The sequence below is a fragment of the Pseudomonas sp. P110(2024) genome, from assembly GCF_057480795.1.
In genome coordinates, this window is sequence record NZ_JBLIYT010000001.1 from 426,181 (window position 1) to 446,330 (window position 20,150).

Here is a 20,150-nt window from a genome sequence, read left to right on the forward strand (position 1 = left end):
TCAAAAATCGCAAGACCTTGAAAGGGCTGGCCGTAAGGGCGCAAAGGTGACTAAGCGTCGACATCAAAAATGAATGCGCATAAAACCTTCAACACAAACAATCAAACAACAGACCAAGCTTAACTCAAGACAACTCCCCCTCAACCCGATCCCTCCCCCCCTGCTTGGCCACATAAACCCCAGCATCCGCCCGCAACAACAACGCATCCGCCCCCTCCCCAACCCGCCACCCCGCCACACCAAAGCTCGCCGTCACCCGCCCCACCCCCTCCACCGGCACACTCCGCACCCCCTGCCACAATTCCTGTGCCAACATCCGCGCCTGCTCGGCATTGCTCCCCGGACACAACACCATGAACTCCTCCCCCCCCAACCGACAAAACACATCAGTGCGCCGCAACCGCTGCCCGATCCGTTGGCACAGGCTGCGCAGCACATGATCCCCCACCGCATGCCCGTACTGATCGTTGATTCGCTTGAAGTGATCGATATCCAGCATGATCACCGCCAGGTCCAACCCATCCCGTTGCGCTCGATCCAGTTCATTACGCAGCCGCTCCTGGAAGTAGCGCCGGTTGTAGATCCCAGTCAGCGCATCGGTCACCGACAACGCCCGCAGCTCCTCCTCCACCCGCTTGAGGTCCGAGATATCGGTCAGGTACCCATGCCAGAGCGTGCTGCCGTGCTCACCGATCTCCGGCGTTGCCTCCCCCCGCACCCAACGCAACCCCGCCCGTGGCAGGCACACCCGGTACTCTTCACGCCACGGCGTCAGGTACTCGGCGGAGTAACGCACCGAGCGCCGCACTCGCTCCAGGTCGTCCGGATGGATGCGCTCGAACACCGCCGCGGCGTCCTGGCGCAGCAACGCCAGGTCCACCTCGTAGATGTCGTGCAGGCCCTGGCTGGCGTAGGGGAAACAGGAATGTCCATCGGCGTTCAGGCGATACTGGTAGATCCCACCAGGCACCTCGGCACTGAGCTTTTCCAGCAGCCGGTCGCGGGCCGCCAAGGCCTCGTGCACCCGGCGCCGCTCGGTGACATCGATGCAGATCGCCAGGTAGCCCACCCACAACCCCTGCTCGTCCAGCACCGCCGTTACCAGCATATTGGCCAGCAGGTGGCTGCCATCCTTGCGCACCAGCGTCCAGTCCGCTGGCTCCGCGCCGCCCTCCTGCACGGTCTCGGCGAACATCGCCTGACCCGCGCCAACCTCGCGACCAAAGCGCACGCTCAAGGCATGGGCCCGCTGGTGCAACTCTTCGGGCAAGACCAGATCTTCCAGCCGCAATTGGCCCAGCGCTTCGCCGGCCGAATAGCCCAGCATGCGCTCGGCGCCCGCATTGAACGTACCGATCACTCCGCGCAGGCTGGTGGCGATGATCGCCACCTGAGTCGCGGCATCGAGCACGCTACGCAACTGGTTGTGGGTTTCGCGCAATGACTGCTCGCTGATGCGCAGCTCGGCGGTGCGCCGAGCCACCAGGCCCAGGGCGCGCTGGCGCTGACTGAACAGGCTGTACAGCAGTAGCGCCAGCAACACACTGAGCAGACCGCCGAGCAACGCCACCACCGGCACCGCCGATGAGCGGTTGGCGGCGAGAAAACCCTGGCTGGGGTGAATATCGAGTTGGTAGTGGTGATCGGCAAGATGCAGCAGGTGACTGCTGGTAAAGCCCATGCGCACTGGCGCCATCCCCGAATCAAAAAGCAACTCGTGCCCACCCTCCGTGGACAGGTCGACAATGCGCACCACCAGGTTGTCGTCGGCCACCGTCGGCAGGCTCTCGGCGATCAGCTGATGCAGACTCAGCAAGGCCATGACATAACCCCGGGGAGGCTCATCCCTGGGCGCCCCGTCAGTGAACACCGGGGCGACAATCAACAGGCCACGAGTATAGTCCGGCTGGACATTGATCATGTCCAGCGGCGCCGACACGGCCATGCTGCCGGGGCTCGCGGCCCGGGCCAGGGTCGCGGCGCGCAGGACCTGTCCACCCAGGTCGAAACCATAGGGCTGGGCCTGGCGGCTCGCCGCCTGGGTGTACAGGACCGGATAGTAATGATCGCGCGCAGGCGCTGCCTGCCAAGCACCGTGGTCGTCCAGGTCGCGTATCTGGTAAGGCTGGCCGAGCGAGGCACTCGCGCGCCGCTCGAAGTCCTCGCGCTGCGCCGCCTCTACCCGCGGTGCCCAGGAGTAGGCTTGGGTGCGATGCAGCAAAGGACGTGCGTAGCCATCGAACTCGCGGGGGGTGATGTCAGTGGAATAGGTGAAGAACCGGCGCAGGCCATCCAGGCGCTGCGCCTGTTCCTCGAAACGCTCGGCGATACGGCTGTAGCGCTCGCTGGCCAGCAGCTCGAAGCGCTGGCGCAGTTGCTGCTGGTAGAAGGTCTGGGTGGCGATTGCCAGAGCCGCCGTGAGCAACGCCCCGGCGACCAGCGCCGCCAGGGCCACGCCCCAGGCCGACAACTCGTCGCCGACCAGGCCAAGCCGCTTCACAGGTACGCCCGGGTTCGACATAGAGGACTCCAACCAAGGTCAGCGTCCTGCGTATTGTCCCGCCCTGTCCTGATTTATAGCCACTGGCCAGCAGGCGTGCCACGTACCTCGTCGGTTCAGCGCAGACGCAGCTGCCAGGCGCGGTGGATACGGTTGTTTCGGGCGAAGTCCGGGTCCAGGGTCTGGGCGCTGATCTCTTCCACCACGTACCGCGTCGCCAGGTGCTCGTCGAGCTGGAACTTGCGGAAGTTGTTGGAGAAGTACAGCACACCGCCCGAGGCCAGGCGCGCCATGGCCAGGTCGAGCAGCTGCACATGGTCGCGCTGCACGTCGAACACCCCTTCCATGCGCTTGGAATTGGAGAAGGTCGGCGGGTCGATGAAAATCAGGTCGTAGCTGTCCTGGGCATTCTCCAGCCAGGCCATGACATCACCCTGCTCCAGGCGGTTGCGCTCGGAGAAACCGTTGAGCGACAGGTTGCGCCGTGCCCAGTCCAGGTAGGTCTTCGACAGGTCCACGCTGGTGGTGCTGCGCGCGCCGCCCTTGGCTGCATGCACGGTGGCCGTGGCGGTGTAGCAGAACAGGTTGAGGAAGCGCTTGCCCGCCGCCTCGCGCTGGATGCGCATGCGCATCGGGCGGTGATCGAGGAACAGCCCGGTGTCCAGGTAGTCGGTGAGGTTGACCAACAGCTTGACGCCGCCCTCATTGACCTCCTGGAAGCGTCCTTCGGTGGCCTGGCGCTCATATTGGCGGGTGCCGGTCTGGCGTTCCCGGCGCTTGAGCACCACGCGCTGCGGATCGACACCGAGGGCCTGGGGAATCGCGCTCAGCGCATCGAGCAGACGTGCCTGGGCCTTGTCCGGATCGATCGAACGCGGCGCCGCATACTCTTGCACGTGCACCCAGTCGTGATACAGATCGACCGCCAGGGCATACTCGGGCATGTCAGCGTCGTATACACGGTAGCAATCGACCTTCTCGCGGCGAGCCCATTTGCCCAGTTGCTTGAAGTTCTTCTGCAGGCGGTTGGCGAACATCTGCGCGCCTTCCGACAGGCGCGCCGGCTCACTGGCCACCGGGGCCTGACGACGAGGCTCGCCCTCAGTCGCCTCGGCCTGGACCGAACGACGATCACCGGTGACGAACTGGTCGGGCTGGACCTTGAACAGCAACAGCTTGCACGGCAACGCGCCGTTCCAGAAGGCATACTGCTTGTGGCTGCGGATACCCATGCGCTTGCCCAGCTCCGGCGCACCGGTGAACACCGCCGCCTCCCAGCCCATGCAGGCCTGGCGCAGGCGCTCGCCGAGGTTCTGATAGAGGTACAGCAGGCTGGCTTCGTCGCCCAGGCGCTCGCCGTACGGCGGGTTGCTGATCACCAGGCCTTTCTGGTTCTGGTCCGGACGCGGTTCGAAGCTGGCCACCTCGCCCTGGTAGATTTTCACCCAGTCGCCGAGGCCCGCGCGCTCGACGTTGTTGCGCCCGGGCTGGATCAGTCGCGGGTCGGCCTCATAGCCGCGGATCCACAGCGCTGGCTTGGCCAGGCCGGCTTGGGCACGGGCCTGGGCCTCATCGTGTACCTTGCGCCACAGCGCCGGCACATGGCCGAGCCAGGCGCTGAACCCCCAGCGCTCGCGCTTGAGGTTGGGGGCGATATCGGCGGCGATCATTGCCGCCTCGACCAGGAAGGTGCCCACGCCGCACATCGGGTCGGCCAAGGCGCCGCCCTCGGCCGCGATGCGTGGCCAGCCGGCGCGGATCAGCACCGCCGCCGCCAGGTTTTCCTTCAGGGGCGCAGCGCCCTGCTGCAGACGATAGCCACGCTGATGCAGGCTGTGGCCGGACAGGTCGAGGGACAGAATCGCCTCGCCGCGGTCCAGGCGCAGGTGTACGCGCACATCCGGGTCGACCTTCTCTACCGACGGGCGCAGGCCTTCGCGGTTGCGCAGCTTGTCGACGATCGCATCCTTGACCTTGAGGGCGCCGAAATGGGTGTTGTCGATGCCCGAGCCATGGCCGCTGAATTCCACCGCCAAGGTGCCATCGGCCGCCAGATGGTCGGCCCAGTCGACGGCGTGTACGCCGTCGTACAGGTCGTCGGCGTTTTTCATCGAGAAGCGCTTGAGCACAAGCAACACGCGGTTGGCCAGGCGCGACCAGAGGCATAGGCGGTAGGCGGTTTCCATGTCGGCATCGCCGCGAATGGCCGAGGTGTGCTCACGCACCTCGTTCAACCCCAGTTGGCGGGCCTCCTCGGCGAGCAGGCCTTCAAGACCCTTGGGGCAGGTAAGGTAAAGTTCGAAACGGTCCGACATGTGCAATCCAGAGCCTTTGGCTAGGTAAATGGCAAGCCGACGCATCGGCTGCCGCTGTTTGCCCGGACGCCTTTCCAGCAGGCGTCCGGGTGGCCCGGCGAAACGCTCGCCAAGCCTGGCCGCCCGGTCGATCACTCCTTTGCCGGGTGGCGCAAGAAGCTTTGATCGTCGGGCAGTATGAAAATTGCGTGGACGTGGGGCTCAGATGTGACCCTTCGTCGCATTACCAAATATTACTGTGATCATCCAGCAACGCTGGCCAATTGACGTCAAGGTTGACTAAACCCTGATCATAGCGGGCTCAACGGCAAACAAGGTTGAGTCGCATTTATTTACTTATCCCCTCACCCTCGGAAAGGTTACGTCCTTATGACAAATCGATCATTCACACTGTGACTCGCATTCGTTAGAACTGATCTCAGGCCGCACCGCAACGGGGCGGCACTTCCAGCCCGCGACGCCGGCAGCGGGCGCACACCGGCAGAACGATTCTGCCCGGCCTCGGAGAGGCCGACGGGACATTACAGTCAACAAGTGAGGGCAACACCCTATGAGAAGACTTAAGCGTGATCCGTTGGAAAGAGCATATTCACGTGGCTACCAGTATGGGGTCACCGGCAAATCCCGCGAACTTTGCCCCTTCAATCTACCCTCTGTACGCCAAGCCTGGATCAACGGCTGGCGCGAAGGTCGCGGCGACAACTGGGATGGCATGACCGGCACCGCTGGCATTCATAGACTCAACGAAAATCACGCCGTTGGCTGAACGAGGACGCTGAATTCGAGTCACCATGCGCGCCCTATCCGGGCGGCGGGCTGCGGCCCAGGGGCCCCTTTGAAGGGGCCCTTTTTTATGCCCTTGTCCTGCATCAATGCGCGAAATGTCCCTCGAAACTACCTTGGCATCGCGGCGATGGCATCCACCGCTTCGCGGATCAGCGCCGGGCCTTTATAGATGAAGCCCGAATAGATCTGCACCAGGCTCGCCCCTGCGGCAATCTTCTCAGCCGCATGGCGCCCCTCGGTGATCCCGCCCGCAGCGATAATCGGCAGCTTGCCGCCCAGCTCACCAGCGAGCACCTTCACCGTGTGGGTACTCTTCTCCAGCACCGGCGCACCCGACAAGCCGCCGGCCTCGCCGCCATACGGCAGGCCTTCGACACCCTCGCGCCCCAGGGTGGTATTGGTGGCGATTACCGCATCCATCCCCGATTCGACCAGCGCCGCAGCCACCAGGGCGGTCTCCTCGTCACTCATGTCCGGCGCGATCTTGATCGCCAGCGGTACGCGCTTGCCGTTCGCCTGTGCCAGTTTCTCACGGCGCTCGGCCAAGGCATCGAGCAGTTGCTTGAGCGAGTCGCCGAACTGCAATGAACGCAGGCCCGGGGTATTCGGCGAGCTGACGTTGACGGTGATGTAGCTGGCGTCGTTGTAGACCTTCTCCAGGCAGATCAGGTAGTCGTCCTGGGCCCGCTCGACCGGGGTGTCGAAGTTCTTGCCGATGTTGATGCCCAGCACACCGGTGTACTTCGCGGCACGTACCCGCGCCAGCAGGTTATCGACGCCCAGGTTGTTGAAGCCCATGCGATTGATGATGGCGGTGGCCTCCGGCAGGCGGAACAGCCGTGGCTTGGGGTTGCCCGGCTGCGGACGCGGCGTCACGGTGCCGATCTCGACGAAGCCGAAGCCCAGCTGGGCAAAGCCGTCGATGGCCGCGCCGTTCTTGTCCAGGCCGGCGGCCAGGCCAACCGGGTTGGCGAAGTTCAAGCCCATCACCATTACCGGCAACGCCGCCGGCTGCTTGCACAGCAGGCCGTTGAGCCCAAGGCGGCCACCGGCGCCGATCAGGTCCAGCGAGAGGTCGTGGGAGGTTTCCGGGGAGAGCTTGAACAGCAGCTGGCGGGCCAGGGTATACATGGGCGGGCGGACTCGCGGTGTGTGAGGGGGCGATTATAGCCAGCGCGCCGCCGGGGCGACAGGGCCATGGCACATGGGTTGCTAAGTCTGTTGCATGCAGCCATCCGCGATCGCCCGAGGATTTTCGTGAACACAGCCCTCCCGACAACGCCCCTGGCCTGGGTCAACGGCAGCGACGCGCCGGAAAAGCCCAGCCTGGACATCGGCTTCATGGCCCTGACCGACTGCGCCTCGGTGGTGGTCGCTGCCACCCAGGGCTTCGCCCAGCAGTTCGGCCTGACCCTCAACCTGCGCCGCCAAGCCTCCTGGGCCGGGCTGCGCGACAGGCTGGTCAGTGGCGAGCTGGACGCCGCCCACTGCCTCTATGGCCTGGTGTACGCAGTACACCTGGGCATCGGCGGCGTACCTGCCAGCCCTTTGGCCGTGCTCATGGGCCTGAACCAGAACGCCCAGGCCATCAACCTCTCCCCTGCACTGCAACGCAAAGGCGTGACCAGCCCCGAGGCACTGGCGCGGCTCGTGCACCAGCAGGGTGCGCGATTGACCTTCGCCCAGACCTTTCCCACCGGCACCCATGCCCTTTGGCTGTACTATTGGCTCGCCAGCCAGGGCATCCACCCGCTGCACGACGTCACCAGCGTGGTAGTGCCGCCGGCGCAGATGGCCGCCCACCTGCAGGCCGGGCGCATCGACGGCTTCTGTGTCGGCGAACCCTGGTCAGCGGATGCCCTCGCCAGGGGGCAGGGCTTCACCCTGGCCACCAGCCAGTCGATCTGGCCCGATCATCCGGAAAAAGTCCTGGCCAGTGCCCACGGCTTCGTCGAACAGTACCCCAACAGCGCCCGGGCACTGATCAAGTCGGTACTCGCCGCCGCGCGCTTCATCGAGCAGAGTCAGGAGAACCGTCGTGGTACCGCGCAACTGCTCAGTGGTAGCGCCTACCTGAACACCCCGGTCGGCAGCATCGAGCCGCGCCTGCTCGGCGACTACCAGGACGGCCTGGGCCATCGCTGGCACGACCCTCACGGCCTGCGCCTGTTCGACCAGGGTCGGACCAACCTGCCTTACCTGTCCGACGGCATGTGGTTCATGACCCAGTTCCGCCGCTGGGGCCTGCTGCGTGACGACCCGGACTACCTGGCAGTCGCCAGCCAGGTGCAGCAGTTGGCGCTGTACCGCGAGGCTGCCACGGCGCTGGGCGTACCCTGCGCCGACCCGCCCATGCGCAGCAGCCTGCTGATCGACGGCAGCCGCTGGGACGGCAGCGACCCCCATGGTTATGCGCGCAGCTTCCACTTGCACGCCCTGGACGCGGCGCCCGACGCCCGCGTCCGTCGCTGAGGACACGGGCATGTTGCGCATCCTGCTGATCGACGACACGGAAAAAAAGGTCGGCCGCCTCAAGGCTGCCCTGATCGAGGCCGGCTTCGAAGTCATCGAGGCCGGCAGCCTGAGCATCGACCTGCCCGCCTGTGTCGAAACAGTGCACCCGGACGTGGTGCTGATCGATACCGAGTCACCGGGCCGTGACGTGATGGAGCAGGTGGTGCTGGTCAGCCGCGACCGCCCGCGCCCTATCGTGCTGTTCACCGACGAGCATGACCCCGGCGTGATGCGCCAGGCGATACAGGCCGGGGTCAGCGCCTACATCGTCGAGGGCATCCAGGCCACGCGCCTGCAACCAATCCTCGACGTGGCCATGGCCCGCTTCGAAAGCGATCAAGCGCTCAAGGCCCAACTGCTGGCCCGCGACCAGCAGTTGGCCGAGCGCAAGCGCATCGAGCAGGCCAAGGGCTTGCTGATGAAAATGAAGGACTGCAACGAGGAACACGCCTACACCCTGATGCGCCGCCAGGCCATGAGCCGTCAGCAGAAGCTGATCCAGGTGGCGGAACAGATCATCGCGATGTCGGAGATACTGGGCTGACGCCAGCAGACTTGGCCCGGCTCTTGCTGAAATCGCCCCGGTAGCCAACGGCGGTTGCCCCCATACCCCCGACAAAGACGTCGCTCGCCCTTCCACGGCCGTGGACCGGGCAGCGGCGTCTTTTCGTTTCCGCGCCCAACGAGGTGTTCGATGAATACGAGCTTCTGGAAATCCGGGCATGTGCCCACGCTGTTCGCCGCCTTCCTGTATTTCGACCTGAGCTTCATGGTCTGGTACCTGCTCGGCCCCCTGGCGGTGCAGATCGCCGCCGACCTGCAGCTTAGCGCCCAGCAACGGGGGCTGATGGTGGCCACGCCGATCTTGGCCGGCGCGGTGCTGCGCTTTGCCATGGGGCTACTGGTCGATCGCCTGTCGCCCAAGACCGCCGGGCTGATCGGCCAGTTCATCGTGATCGTCGCCCTGGCCTGCGCCTGGCACCTGGGCGTTCACAGCTACGAGCAGGCGTTGCTGCTGGGCGTGTTCCTCGGCTTTGCCGGTGCCTCGTTCGCCGTATCCCTGCCGCTGGCCTCGCAATGGTATCCGCCCCAGCACCAGGGCAAGGCCATGGGCATCGCCGGCGCCGGCAACTCCGGCACGGTGTTCGCCGCGCTGCTGGCCCCGGCGCTGGCGGCGGGCTTCGGCTGGAACAATGTGTTCGGCTTCGCCCTGCTGCCCTTGCTGCTGACCCTCGTCCTGTTCGCCCTGCTGGCGCGCAATGCACCGCAACGTCCAAGGCCCAAGGCAATGGCCGACTACCTCAAGGCATTGGGTGATCGCGACAGCTGGTGGTTCATGTTCTTCTACAGCGTGACCTTCGGCGGCTTCATCGGCCTGGCCAGCACCCTGCCCGGCTACTTCAGCGACCAGTACGGCCTGAGCCCAGTGACCGCGGGCTACTACACCGCCGCTTGCGTGTTCGCCGGCAGCCTGATGCGCCCCCTCGGCGGTGCCCTGGCCGACCGCTTCGGCGGAATTCGCACCCTGCTGGCAATGTACGGCGTGGCCACCGTGTGTATCGCCGCAGTGGGCTTCAACCTGCCCAGCGCTGCGGCGGCCCTGGCCCTGTTCGTCAGTACCATGCTCGGGCTGGGCGCCGCCAACGGCGCGGTGTTCCAACTGGTACCACAGCGCTTCCGTCAGGAGATCGGCGTAATGACCGGGCTGATCGGCATGGCTGGCGGCATCGGCGGTTTCCTGCTTGCCGCAGGCCTGGGCACCATCAAGCAGCATACCGGCGACTACCAGCTCGGCCTGTGGCTGTTCGCCAGCCTCGGCCTGCTGGCCTGGGTCGGCCTGCATGGTGTCAAGCAACGCTGGCGCACCACCTGGGGCTCGGCGGCGATCACCGCCGCGCGGGTCTGAGGCCGCGCCATGAGCCTGCAACTGAGCTTCGCCCAGGCCAGCGCCACCGGACCTCGCCCGGAAAACCAGGACGCCCTGCGCCTGGTGACCCCCGCGCCGGAGCTGGCCGCCAGCAAAGGTTACTTGTGCGCACTGGCCGACGGCGTCAGCCAGTGCGCCGATGGTGGCCTGGCGGCGCGCTCCAGCCTGCAGGCCCTGGCCTTGGACTACTACGCCACGCCCGCCACCTGGGCCGTGACGCAGGCGCTGGAGCGCCTGCTCACGGCGCAGAACCGCTGGTTGCGTGCCCAAGGCAATGGCCAGCCACTGCTGACCACCCTCAGCGCCCTGGTGCTGCGCGGGCGGCGATTCACCCTGGCCCATGTCGGCGATTGCCGGGTGTATCGCTGGCAAGCCGACCAGCTGCACTGCCTGAGCCAAGACCATGTCTGGGACCAGCCCGGCATGCAGCACGTGCTCAAGCGCGCGCTGGGGCTGGACCAGCAACTGCTGGTGGACTACCTGGAAGGCGACCTGTGCGAAGGCGAGTGCTTCGTGCTGCTCAGCGACGGCGTGTGGGCCAGCCTGGGCGATGCGCACATCCGCGCGATCCTGCGCGAACAACCCGACCTGCAGATGGCCGCCGAAACCCTGGTTGCCAGTGCCCACCATTGCGGCAGCCAGGACAACGCCAGCGCCTTGCTAGTGCGAGTAGATCAGCTGGGCGCCAGCAATCTGGGCGACACGCTGGCGCAACTCCAGCACTGGCCGCTGCCAGGTGCGTTGCGTGACGGCCAGTCGATCGATGGCTGGCAAGTCGACGGCCTGCTGGCCCAGAGTCGGCAATCGCTGCTGTACCGGGTCCGCGACCCGCACGGCCAACCCTGGCTGCTCAAGACCCTGCCGCAGTCACGCGACCAGGAGCCCGGGGCCGCCCAGGCGCTGCTGCTGGAAGAGTGGTTCCTACGCCGTGTCGCCGGCCGTCACTTCCCTGAGGTGCACCCGGCCAGTCAACGCCAGCATCTGTACTACCTGATGCGCGATTACCCCGGCACGCCCCTCAGCGGACAGCCCCCGCTGCCGCTGGCGCAATGGCTGGAGGTCGCCCGCCAGCTGCTGCAAGCCGTCGGCGTGCTGCATCGGCGCAACCTGCTGCACCGCGACATCAAGCCGGAGAACCTGCACTACGGCAGCGATGGCCAGTTGCGCCTGCTGGACTTTGGGCTGGCGTACTGCCCTGGGCTTTGCGAAGACCCGCCCCATGCCTTGCCGGGCACACCCTCGTTTCTCGCCCCGGAAGCCTTCGACGGCCAGCCCCCCGCGCCGCGCCAGGACCTGTATGCAGTGGGCGTGACGCTTTACCACCTGCTCACCGGCCATTACCCCTACGGCGAGGTCGAGGCGTTCCAGCGGCCGCGTTTCGGTACGCCAGTGAACCCGGCGCGTTATCGGCCGGATCTACCGGAATGGTTGCAGCGTAACCTGTTGCAGGCGGTGGCCGCCGACCCCGCGCAGCGGTTCGAGACCGCAGAGCAGTGGTTGCTGTTGCTGGAGCGGGGAGATCGCCAGGAGCTGACCGAGCGGCCACGGCCGCTGCTGGAGCGCGAGCCGTTGAAGGTATGGCGAACGATTGGGTTGGTGTCACTGCTGTTGAACATGGTGTTGTTGCTGGTGCTGCTCAAGCCCTGAGCGCATTCGCGAGAAATCGCAGGCAAAGAAAAACCCGGCCAAGGCCGGGTTTTTCGTGAAGCGTCAAACCAATTACTTGGCCTGGGCTTCTACCTGAGCTTCTACGCGACGGTTGACGGCGCGACCAGCTTCGGTGGCGTTGTCGGCGACCGGACGGGTCTCACCGTAGCCAACCGAGTCAACACGGCTCGATTCGATGCCGTACTGCTGGGTCAGGACTTGCTTGACAGCGTTGGCACGACGCTCGGACAGCTTCTGGTTGTAAGCGTCTGGGCCGACGGAGTCAGTGTGACCTTCCACGGTGGTGGTGGTCTGTGGGTACTGCTTCATGAAGTCAGCCAGGTTCTTGATGTCGCCGTAGCTGTTTGGCTTGACGACCGACTTGTCGAAGTCGAACTTGACGTCCAGTTCAACGCGAACGACTTCGGCAACAGCCGGGCAGCCATCAGCGTCAACGGTAACGTTGGCTGGGGTGTCAGGGCACTTGTCGACGTTGTCGCAGACGCCATCGTTGTCGCTGTCGGAGCAGACTTCGGCGACCGGAGCCGGCGCAGGAGCGGCTTTCTGGCCACCGCTACCACCGAAGTTCAGACCCAGACCGACGGTCGGGCCCCACTCGGTGTTGCCGTTGTCGATGTTGTACATGGCTTCGACGCCGGCACGGGCGAAGAACATGTCGGTGATGTACCACTTGGCGCCAGCGCCAACGTTGGCGAAGGTGGAGTGGTCACGGCCGTTACGAGTGGCCTGGCCCAGGCTCTCGTGAGCGAAACCAGCGGAAACGTACGGACGCAGGGCGTCACCGACGGTACCGAAGTGGTAGGTGGCGTCCAGCTTGGTCTTGGAGCCTTTGATGTCTTTGTTGAAGACTTCGCCACGCGCGTTGTGGGTCTCGTTGTAGCCCAGGTCCAGGGAGACGTCGTCGGTCAGGAAGTAACCGAGGCGGACACCTGGGTTGGTGCCGTCGTTCTTGAAGTTACGTTCGCTGTCGTAGTACTGCTTGGTGACGTTGCCTTCGATTTCGACAGCGCCTTGGCCTTGAGCCAGAACGCCGAACGAAGTAGCGGCCACGAGCGAGCCAATGGCCAAGCCCAAGGTGTTTTTCAATTTCATCCGTTAAATCCCCATCTGGTGATAGTTAAGCAGTCCCACCAAAATCCGGGGGGACAACTCGACGGCAAGTCTAGCAGAACTTGCCGATTGGTTAGAGGTATTTGCTGACAACTAAGTTTCAGCCAGGCCTGCAAATTTCTCTCTAAGCTTGTCGAGCGCACGCTTGTAGCGCATCTTCGTGGCGCTCAGGCCCATGTGCATGATGTCCGCGATCTCCTGGAATTCCAGCTCTGCGACAAATCGCAGCACCAGGATTTCCCGGTCGATCGGGTTCACATGCACCAGCCATCTGTCCAGCCCGCCTTTTTCCTCCGGCTTCGGTGCCTTGTCCTCGGACGCCTCTTCGACAGGGTCCAGACTCAGGGCATCCATCAGCCGGCGCTTGCGACGCTCCTTGCGGTACTGGGTGATGCATTCGTTGTAGGTGATGCTGTAGAGCCAGGTCTTGAACTTGGACTTGCCCTCGAAGTTCTTCAACCCGTAGAGCACCTTGAGCATCACCTCCTGACAGACATCGTCGGCATCCCGATCGTTCCCCAGGTAGCGCGCGCAGACGTTGAACAGCGTGCGCTGGTAGCGGCGCATCAGCTCCTCGTAGGCGCGGGTGACGTGAAACAGCTCCTCATGCGATCGCGCCACCAACTCCTCGTCGGTGAGCTCGCGGGGGTCATAGCGCATGGGCGGCGAATGAACTTTATTCAAAACGGATCTGGCCGACAGTCAGGTCAATGTCGCCGCTCGGCCCCTGGGCCGATTTTTGCGGCGGCATACATTAACAGCTTTTGCGCGGTTAGCGGCTATTCACGCGCTGCTCGAGCAGCTCGCGATTAGACAGCGACACCAGTTCGCCCTCATCGGTCAGCAGGGTCGTCTTGACCGTGCCGATCTCCTCGATGTGGCCTTCGACCTCGCCAATGCGCACCTGCTGGCCGACCTGGTACAGCTCGCGCACATAGATGCCGGCCAGGATCTGCCCGGCGATTTCCCGGCTGCCCAGCCCCATCGCCAATGCAATTGCCAGACCAACGGTAATCAAGCCAATGACGATCACGTGGTTCAGCAGGTCGGTCTTGACCTCGAGCTGGCTGATGGCCACCGAGATGCTGATGATGATCACCAGGCCCTGGGCGATGCGCCCGACGCCGGCGGCGTATTCCAGGCCAATGCCCTCGGCGGCACCGCGCACCAGGCCGTTGACCAGTTGCGCCAGAAGCACGCCGGCCAGCAGCACCAGGGCCGCGCCAAACACCTTGGGCAGGTACAGGGCGAGCATGTCGAGGGTCGCCGAGACCCGCTCGAGCCCCAGGGATTCGGCGGCCGAGACCAGGAAGATCAGCAGCACGAACCAGTAGACGATCTTGCCGATCAGGGTCGAGATCGGCACCTGGATGCCGACCCGGGCGAGCATCTTGGTCAGCCCGGTGCCGCTCATCAGGCGATCCAGGCCGAACTTGGCCAGCACCTTGGACAGCAGGGTGTCGAGCAGCTTGGCCACGACGAAACCAAGCAGCACCACCACCAGCGCGCCGAACAGGTTGGGGATGAAGTTCGCCACTTTGGTCCAAAGGGCAGTCATGGCGGTGACCAAGCTCTGGGTCCAGAGATCGAGTTCCATATTCAATCGGCCTTATCTGCGTTGCTGCCGGCGGCAGGTTTGCGGGTAGAGTTGCGACGGACCGGCGCGACGTGCGCCGAACCATTGTTCACGGCGATCAGCAGCGCCTGGCTCCAGCGGCCAAGCAGGCTGAACAGATCGCCCGCGCCGACCTGGCGGTTGGCGGTCTTGAGCACGCGACCCAGGCAGGCGGCGTCGTCGCGGTCCTGGCCGGACGGCGACGCCTTGAGCAGGTCGCGCAGGGATTCTTCAAACGGATCGTGCATGGGCACCTCGCGCAATGTCAGTCAAAGACGAGGGCTGGTGACGACAGGTCACACCTGCCACTGGGACGAATGTTTCAAATTGCCTCCGCTGGCCACTACTCAGGGACCGCTGCGCGCCCCATCGCGACACAAGGCCGCTCCCACAGGCAAACGCGATCCCTGTAGGAGCGGCCTTGTGTCGCGATGGGCTGCGCAGCGGCCCCTTCGATGTCAAACCCACCGCAACCGCCGAAACATCCACCACTGCCCTGCCGCCAGCCCCAGCACGACGATGCAGGCGAACAGGAAGCCGTAGGGGTTTTCCGCCCCCGGAATTCCGCCGACATTGATGCCAAGCAGCCCGGTAACGAAGCTCATGGGCAGGAATATGCAGGTGATGATGCCGAACCGGTACATGGTCCGGTTCATCCGCTCGCTGCGCCGCCGGTCCTCGCTTTCCAGCACCAGCGCGGCGCGCTCGCGGGCCAGCTCGAGCTCTTCGAGGTAGCGGATCAGGCTGTTGTTCAGCTCGTTCCAGTAGTCCCCATCGGCATCGGCGAACCAGCTGTATTTATTGCGCGACAGCTGGGCATAGATGTCGCGCTGGGGGGCGAGGAAACGCCGCAGGCCGGCGGCGCGGCGACGGATCTGCTGCAGGCTGCCCTGGGCCGGAGAATACCGTTCGTCGGATTCTGCCTTTTCTTCTTCCAGATCGACCGCTTCTGACAGGTCACTGACCAGCGCCTGGACCTTTTCGGTCAACAGCTCGCCCATCAGCAACAGCAGTTCGGAGGCAGTCTTCGGCCCCCTGCCCTCGTCCAGTTGCTGCAAGACCTCGTCACTCGCCCGCAGGGGCCGCAGACGCAGGGAAATGACCCGCCGCGCCTCGGCGAAGATGCGCACCGAGACCATGTCCTCGGGCTCGGCGCCCGGGTTGAGGTTGACCCCGCGCAGGAACAGCAGCATCTGCTCGTCGGCCAGCGGCAGCAGGCGTGGGCGGGTGTTTTCCTCCAGCAGCAGCTCGCAGGCGAACTCGCTGAGGCCACTGTCGTGGAGCAACCAGGTGCGGGTCTGCGGGTGACTGCGATCCCAGTGCAGCCACAGGCTCTCCTGGGGCTGCAGCTGCAGGTCGTCCAGCTCGGTGCGGGCGATCGAGCGCGCGCCACCCTTGCCATCGAGCACCAGGGCATGCACCAGGCCCCACTGCGCGTTGTCTTCCTCGAACATCAAAGCTCCATCGGTGTACGGCGCGTCACTCGGGCATCTTCAGCGGGCTTGGCGAGACCAGCACGCCGTTGTTGTCGGCATACACGTACTCGCCCGGGCGGAAGGTCACGCCGGCGAAGGTCACCGCGACATTGAGGTCGCCGATGCCGCGCTTGTCGGTCTTCATCGGGTGACTGGCCAGGGCCTGGATGCCGACATCGGTCTGCGCCAGCACGTCCACGTCACGCACGCAGCCGTAGATCAGCAGGCCTTCCCAGCCATTCTTCGCGGCCTTCTCGGCGAGCATGTCGCCCAGCAGCGCGCGGCGCAGCGAGCCGCCGCCGTCGACCACCAGGACCTTGCCCTTGCCGTCGAGTTCGACCTGCTCCTTCACCAGCGAGTTATCCTCGAAGCACTTGATGGTGACGATCTGGCCACCGAACGAGTCGTGGCCGCCGAAGTTGCTGAACATCGGTTCGAGCACCTGGACCAGGTCCGGGTAGGCGTCGCACAGGTCGGGCGTTACGTAATGCTGCATGGGAAACTCCTGTCAGTCACAACGAAAGCGGATGTGGAGCAAGGCTACACCGCAGGAGGCCGGCAGTCATCCGGGACCGAGCAGTCAGTTCGCCTTTACCTGCGAAGATGCCGACACGCAATCAATTGGCGGGCACCGGCTCCATCACATCCGTCGAGGCATGCACCGGCACTCGCGGATCCCTCAACCAGCGCTCCACCAGCGGCCACACCTGGGTTTGCGCCGCCTTGCTGACCAGCATGTCGACATGTCCGAAGGCCTCGAAGCCCTCCTCGCGCCCCAGGCGCAGGAACTGCCTGGCGTCACCGCCGAACTGCTCGAACAGCTTGCGACAGGCCCACACCGGGTCCTGGAAGTCGCCGGCCCCGGCCACCGCCAGTAGCGGCACCTCGACCTCGGCCAGGCCCGCCCACCAGTCCTTGTCCTTGTCGCCGAAGCGGCCGAACAGGCCATTCCAGCGCAGGCTCTCCAAGGCCAAACCGATAGGTTCGTCCTCAGGGCCACGCTTGAGGCGCGAGCCCGAGATCTGCGCGAAGCGCTTGAGCAACACCCGCGCGCCCCACTCCACCGGCGGCACTTTCAGCGGCCAGTAGACCCGGCTGACCTGGGTGCCGAACAGCGCCGCACTGGCCACCAGCGCGGTATCCAGGCAACCGCTGCCCAGGGCCGCCGCCAGGGTGGTGCCACCCAGCGAGTGGCCGACCCAGTGCGGCGCCTGCCCGGCCTGCTCACGAACGAAAGCGCCGATTACCGGCAGGTCGTAGCGGGCATAGTCGGCCACGCGGTTCTGCCGCCAGTCGCGGTTGCGCGGCGACAGGCCATGGCCGCGCATCTCCGGGATCCACACATCGAACCCGGCGCGGGCCAGGTAGGCGCCCAGGCCGACGCCCTTGGGCGAGTACCAGAAGCGCCGATTGGAGAAACTGCCGTGCAGGAGGATGACCGGCACGCCCTGCGCGCGATCCTGGTCGGCCAGGCCCAGGCGGGTGACGGCCAGCTCGACGCTCGGGTCGGGGCTGTTGCCGGCCTTGATCCGATAGACATCTTCGCTGAGGTCGCCGCGGCGCTCGGCACTGAGCAACGCGACTGGGAATTGGGTGGAGCTGCTTTGCATGGGTTCACGAAAAAACAGGTGACTTGAACGTGGGAGCGGGCTTGCCCCGCGATTGAGCCAGACCTGCAGACACTGCTGTCCCATCTGGCGCTATCGCGGGGCAAGCCCGCTCCCACAGTGTGTTGCCTTCAGCGCATCAGGCCGCGCCCTGGCCCTCGGCCAGGAAGAACCAGGTCTCGAGCACCGAGTCCGGGTTCAGCGACACGCTCTCGATGCCCTGCTCCATCAGCCACTTGGCCAGGTCCGGGTGGTCCGACGGGCCCTGGCCGCAGATGCCGATGTACTTGCCGGCCTTGTTGCACGCGGCGATGGCATTGGCCAGCAGCTTCTTCACGGCCGGGTTACGTTCATCGAACAGGTGGGCAATGATGCCAGAGTCGCGGTCCAGGCCCAGGGTCAGCTGGGTCAGGTCGTTGGAGCCGATGGAGAAGCCGTCGAAGTACTCGAGGAACTCTTCGGCAAGGATGGCATTGGACGGCAGCTCGCACATCATGATCACGCGCAGGCCGTTGTCACCGCGGGCCAGGCCATTCTCGGCGAGCAGGTCGACAACCTGGCTGGCTTCGCCCAGGGTACGCACGAATGGCACCATGATCTCGACGTTGGTCAGGCCCATCTCGTTGCGCACCCGCTTCAGCGCACGGCACTCGAGCTCGAAGCAGTCACGGAACGACTCGCTGATGTAGCGCGAGGCACCGCGGAAGCCCAGCATCGGGTTCTCTTCTTCCGGCTCGTAGAGCTTGCCGCCGATCAGGTTGGCGTACTCGTTGGACTTGAAGTCCGAAAGGCGCACGATGACCTTTTTCGGGTAGAAGGCCGCAGCCAGGGTGCTGATGCCCTCGACCAGCTTCTCGACATAGAAGCCGACCGGGTCGTCATAGCCGGCGATGCGCTTGTCGACGCTTTCCTTCAGCTCCGGCGGCAAGCCGGCGTAGTTGAGCAGCGCCTTGGGGTGCACGCCGATCATGCGGTTGATGATGAACTCCAGGCGCGCCAGGCCGACACCGGCGTTGGGCAACTGGGCGAAGTCGAAGGCGCGGTCCGGGTTGCCGACGTTCATCATGATCTTGAACGGTAGCTCCGGCATGGCATCGACCGAGTTCTGCTTGACGTCGAAGCCCAGCTCACCTTCGAAGATGAAGCCGGTATCGCCTTCGGCGCAGGATACAGTGACGCCCTGGCCGTCTTTCAGGACCTGGGTGGCGTTGCCGCAGCCGACGACAGCCGGGATGCCCAGTTCACGGGCGATGATCGCCGCGTGGCAGGTACGCCCGCCGCGGTTGGTGACGATGGCGCTGGCGCGCTTCATCACCGGCTCCCAGTCCGGGTCGGTCATGTCCGAGACCAGTACGTCGCCCGGCTGGACCTTGTCCATTTCCGAGACATCGTTGATCACGCGAACCTTGCCGGCGCCGATGCGCTGGCCGATGGCGCGGCCCTCGACCAGCACGGTGCCTTTCTCCTTCAGCAGGTAGCGTTCCATGACATTGGCGCTGGAGCGGCTCTTCACGGTCTCAGGGCGGGCCTGGACGATGTACAGCTTGCCGTCGTCACCGTCCTTGGCCCATTCGATGTCCATCGGGCGCTGGTAGTGCTGCTCGATGATCATCGCCTGCTTGGCCAGCTCGTTTACCTCGGCGTCGCTCAGGCAGAAGCGCGCGCGCTCGGCACGCTCGACCTCGACGGTCTTGACCGAACGACCGGCCTTGGCCTCGTCGCCGTAGACCATCTTGACCGCCTTGCTGCCCAGGTTGCGGCGCAGGATCGCCGGGCGGCCGGCCTGCAGCGTCTGCTTGTGCACGTAGAATTCGTCAGGGTTGACCGCGCCCTGCACCACGGTCTCGCCCAGGCCGTAGGCGCCGGTGATGAACACCACATCGCGAAAACCCGACTCGGTGTCGAGGGTGAACATCACGCCGGCGGTGCCGGTCTCGGAGCGGACCATGCGCTGCACACCAGCGGACAGGGCCACCAGCTTGTGGTCGAAGCCCTGGTGCACGCGGTAGGAAATGGCGCGGTCGTTGAACAGCGACGCGAACACTTCCTTGGCCGCGCGGATCACGTTGTCGACGCCACGAATGTTGAGGAAGGTCTCCTGCTGGCCGGCAAAGGAGGCATCCGGCAGGTCTTCGGCGGTGGCCGAGGAACGCACGGCCACCGCCATGTTTTCATTGCCGCCGGCCATCTCGGCGAAGGCCGTACGGATTTCCGAATCCAGGCGCGCCGGGAAATCGGCTTCCATCACCCACTGGCGGATCTGCGCGCCGGTCTTGGCCAGAGCGTTGACGTCATCGACGTCCAGCGCATCGAGCGCCGCGTGGATGCGGTCGTTGAGGCCACTTTGTTCGAGAAAATCGCGGTACGCCTGAGCCGTAGTGGCAAAGCCGCCCGGCACCGAGACACCGGCACCTGCGAGGTTACTGATCATCTCGCCCAGGGATGCGTTCTTGCCCCCCACATGCTCCACATCATGGACGCCGAGCTTATCGAGGGAAACTACGTACTCTACCAAGGTGATCTCTCCACTAACTGTATTGGAAAAGCTCAAGGGCGCCCGCCTGCCTGACTGACTGGGCCGGACGCTTGTGGCCTGGACCTGGAAAATAAGTGAGAATGCCGAGCAACCGCGT

The 20,150-nt window shown here is 64.9% G+C and carries 16 protein-coding genes; 5 read left to right on the plus strand and 11 right to left on the minus strand.

What is annotated here, in order from left to right:
- Nucleotides 1-124 precede the first annotated feature (124 nt).
- Nucleotides 125-2,521, minus strand: coding sequence for a sensor domain-containing diguanylate cyclase (locus tag AC25ND_RS02140; RefSeq protein ID WP_028692948.1), 2,397 nt, complete (start codon nucleotides 2,519-2,521; stop codon nucleotides 125-127).
- 95 nt (nucleotides 2,522-2,616) lie between these two features.
- A complete protein-coding gene (gene rlmKL / locus AC25ND_RS02145) occupies nucleotides 2,617-4,815 on the minus strand; it encodes a bifunctional 23S rRNA (guanine(2069)-N(7))-methyltransferase RlmK/23S rRNA (guanine(2445)-N(2))-methyltransferase RlmL (protein WP_186597686.1) in 2,199 nt (732 codons plus the stop codon).
- Between the two features lie 550 nt (nucleotides 4,816-5,365).
- On the opposite strand from rlmKL, the gene rmf reads away from it, so the two are divergent.
- Nucleotides 5,366-5,581, plus strand: coding sequence for a ribosome modulation factor (gene rmf, locus AC25ND_RS02150; protein WP_003248687.1), 216 nt, complete (start codon nucleotides 5,366-5,368; stop codon nucleotides 5,579-5,581).
- 128 nt (nucleotides 5,582-5,709) lie between these two features.
- On the opposite strand, the gene AC25ND_RS02155 is transcribed toward rmf, so the two are convergent.
- Complete coding sequence (locus tag AC25ND_RS02155; protein ID WP_186597688.1) at nucleotides 5,710-6,732, minus strand: quinone-dependent dihydroorotate dehydrogenase; 1,023 nt, start codon at nucleotides 6,730-6,732, stop codon at nucleotides 5,710-5,712.
- 66 nt (nucleotides 6,733-6,798) lie between these two features.
- On the opposite strand from AC25ND_RS02155, the gene AC25ND_RS02160 reads away from it, so the two are divergent.
- From AC25ND_RS02160 to AC25ND_RS02175, 4 genes are all read left to right on the plus strand, one after another.
- Nucleotides 6,799-8,073: a CmpA/NrtA family ABC transporter substrate-binding protein gene (locus AC25ND_RS02160; RefSeq protein WP_088852825.1), complete on the plus strand. Its 1,275-nt coding sequence runs from the start codon at nucleotides 6,799-6,801 to the stop codon at nucleotides 8,071-8,073.
- A gap of 10 nt (nucleotides 8,074-8,083) precedes the next feature.
- The gene (locus tag AC25ND_RS02165; protein ID WP_062359624.1) at nucleotides 8,084-8,659 is read left to right on the plus strand and encodes an ANTAR domain-containing response regulator; all 576 of its coding nucleotides are present in this window, start codon (nucleotides 8,084-8,086) and stop codon (nucleotides 8,657-8,659) included.
- A gap of 150 nt (nucleotides 8,660-8,809) precedes the next feature.
- On the plus strand, nucleotides 8,810-10,021 hold the full coding sequence (locus tag AC25ND_RS02170; RefSeq protein ID WP_028692943.1) for a nitrate/nitrite transporter: 1,212 nt from the start codon (nucleotides 8,810-8,812) through the stop codon (nucleotides 10,019-10,021).
- 9 nt (nucleotides 10,022-10,030) lie between these two features.
- Nucleotides 10,031-11,689 (plus strand): bifunctional protein-serine/threonine kinase/phosphatase, encoded by a 1,659-nt coding sequence (locus AC25ND_RS02175; protein WP_062359628.1) that lies wholly within the window; start codon nucleotides 10,031-10,033, stop codon nucleotides 11,687-11,689.
- 72 nt (nucleotides 11,690-11,761) lie between these two features.
- Here AC25ND_RS02175 and AC25ND_RS02180 read toward each other — a convergent pair whose 3' ends face one another.
- The 8 genes from AC25ND_RS02180 to ppsA all read right to left on the minus strand — a co-directional run bounded on the left by AC25ND_RS02180 (nucleotide 11,762) and on the right by ppsA (nucleotide 20,032).
- Nucleotides 11,762-12,802: an OmpA family protein gene (locus AC25ND_RS02180; RefSeq protein WP_028692941.1), complete on the minus strand. Its 1,041-nt coding sequence runs from the start codon at nucleotides 12,800-12,802 to the stop codon at nucleotides 11,762-11,764.
- Nucleotides 12,803-12,913: 111 nt separating this feature from the next.
- On the minus strand, nucleotides 12,914-13,480 hold the full coding sequence (gene sigX, locus AC25ND_RS02185) for an RNA polymerase sigma factor SigX (protein WP_036986838.1): 567 nt from the start codon (nucleotides 13,478-13,480) through the stop codon (nucleotides 12,914-12,916).
- Between the two features lie 112 nt (nucleotides 13,481-13,592).
- Complete coding sequence (locus AC25ND_RS02190; protein ID WP_028692939.1) at nucleotides 13,593-14,417, minus strand: mechanosensitive ion channel family protein; 825 nt, start codon at nucleotides 14,415-14,417, stop codon at nucleotides 13,593-13,595.
- Between the two features lie 2 nt (nucleotides 14,418-14,419).
- Nucleotides 14,420-14,683 carry a hypothetical protein gene (locus AC25ND_RS02195; RefSeq protein ID WP_028692938.1) on the minus strand — a complete coding sequence of 88 codons (264 nt, stop codon included), beginning with the start codon at nucleotides 14,681-14,683 and terminating at the stop codon, nucleotides 14,420-14,422.
- 210 nt (nucleotides 14,684-14,893) lie between these two features.
- On the minus strand, nucleotides 14,894-15,889 hold the full coding sequence (locus AC25ND_RS02200) for a zinc transporter ZntB (RefSeq protein ID WP_028692937.1): 996 nt from the start codon (nucleotides 15,887-15,889) through the stop codon (nucleotides 14,894-14,896).
- Between the two features lie 25 nt (nucleotides 15,890-15,914).
- On the minus strand, nucleotides 15,915-16,406 hold the full coding sequence (gene rraA / locus AC25ND_RS02205) for a ribonuclease E activity regulator RraA (RefSeq protein ID WP_023630330.1): 492 nt from the start codon (nucleotides 16,404-16,406) through the stop codon (nucleotides 15,915-15,917).
- 121 nt (nucleotides 16,407-16,527) lie between these two features.
- Nucleotides 16,528-17,520 carry an alpha/beta fold hydrolase gene (locus AC25ND_RS02210; protein ID WP_307942176.1) on the minus strand — a complete coding sequence of 331 codons (993 nt, stop codon included), beginning with the start codon at nucleotides 17,518-17,520 and terminating at the stop codon, nucleotides 16,528-16,530.
- A gap of 136 nt (nucleotides 17,521-17,656) precedes the next feature.
- On the minus strand, nucleotides 17,657-20,032 hold the full coding sequence (gene ppsA / locus AC25ND_RS02215; RefSeq protein WP_186597692.1) for a phosphoenolpyruvate synthase: 2,376 nt from the start codon (nucleotides 20,030-20,032) through the stop codon (nucleotides 17,657-17,659).
- Nucleotides 20,033-20,150 lie beyond the last annotated feature (118 nt).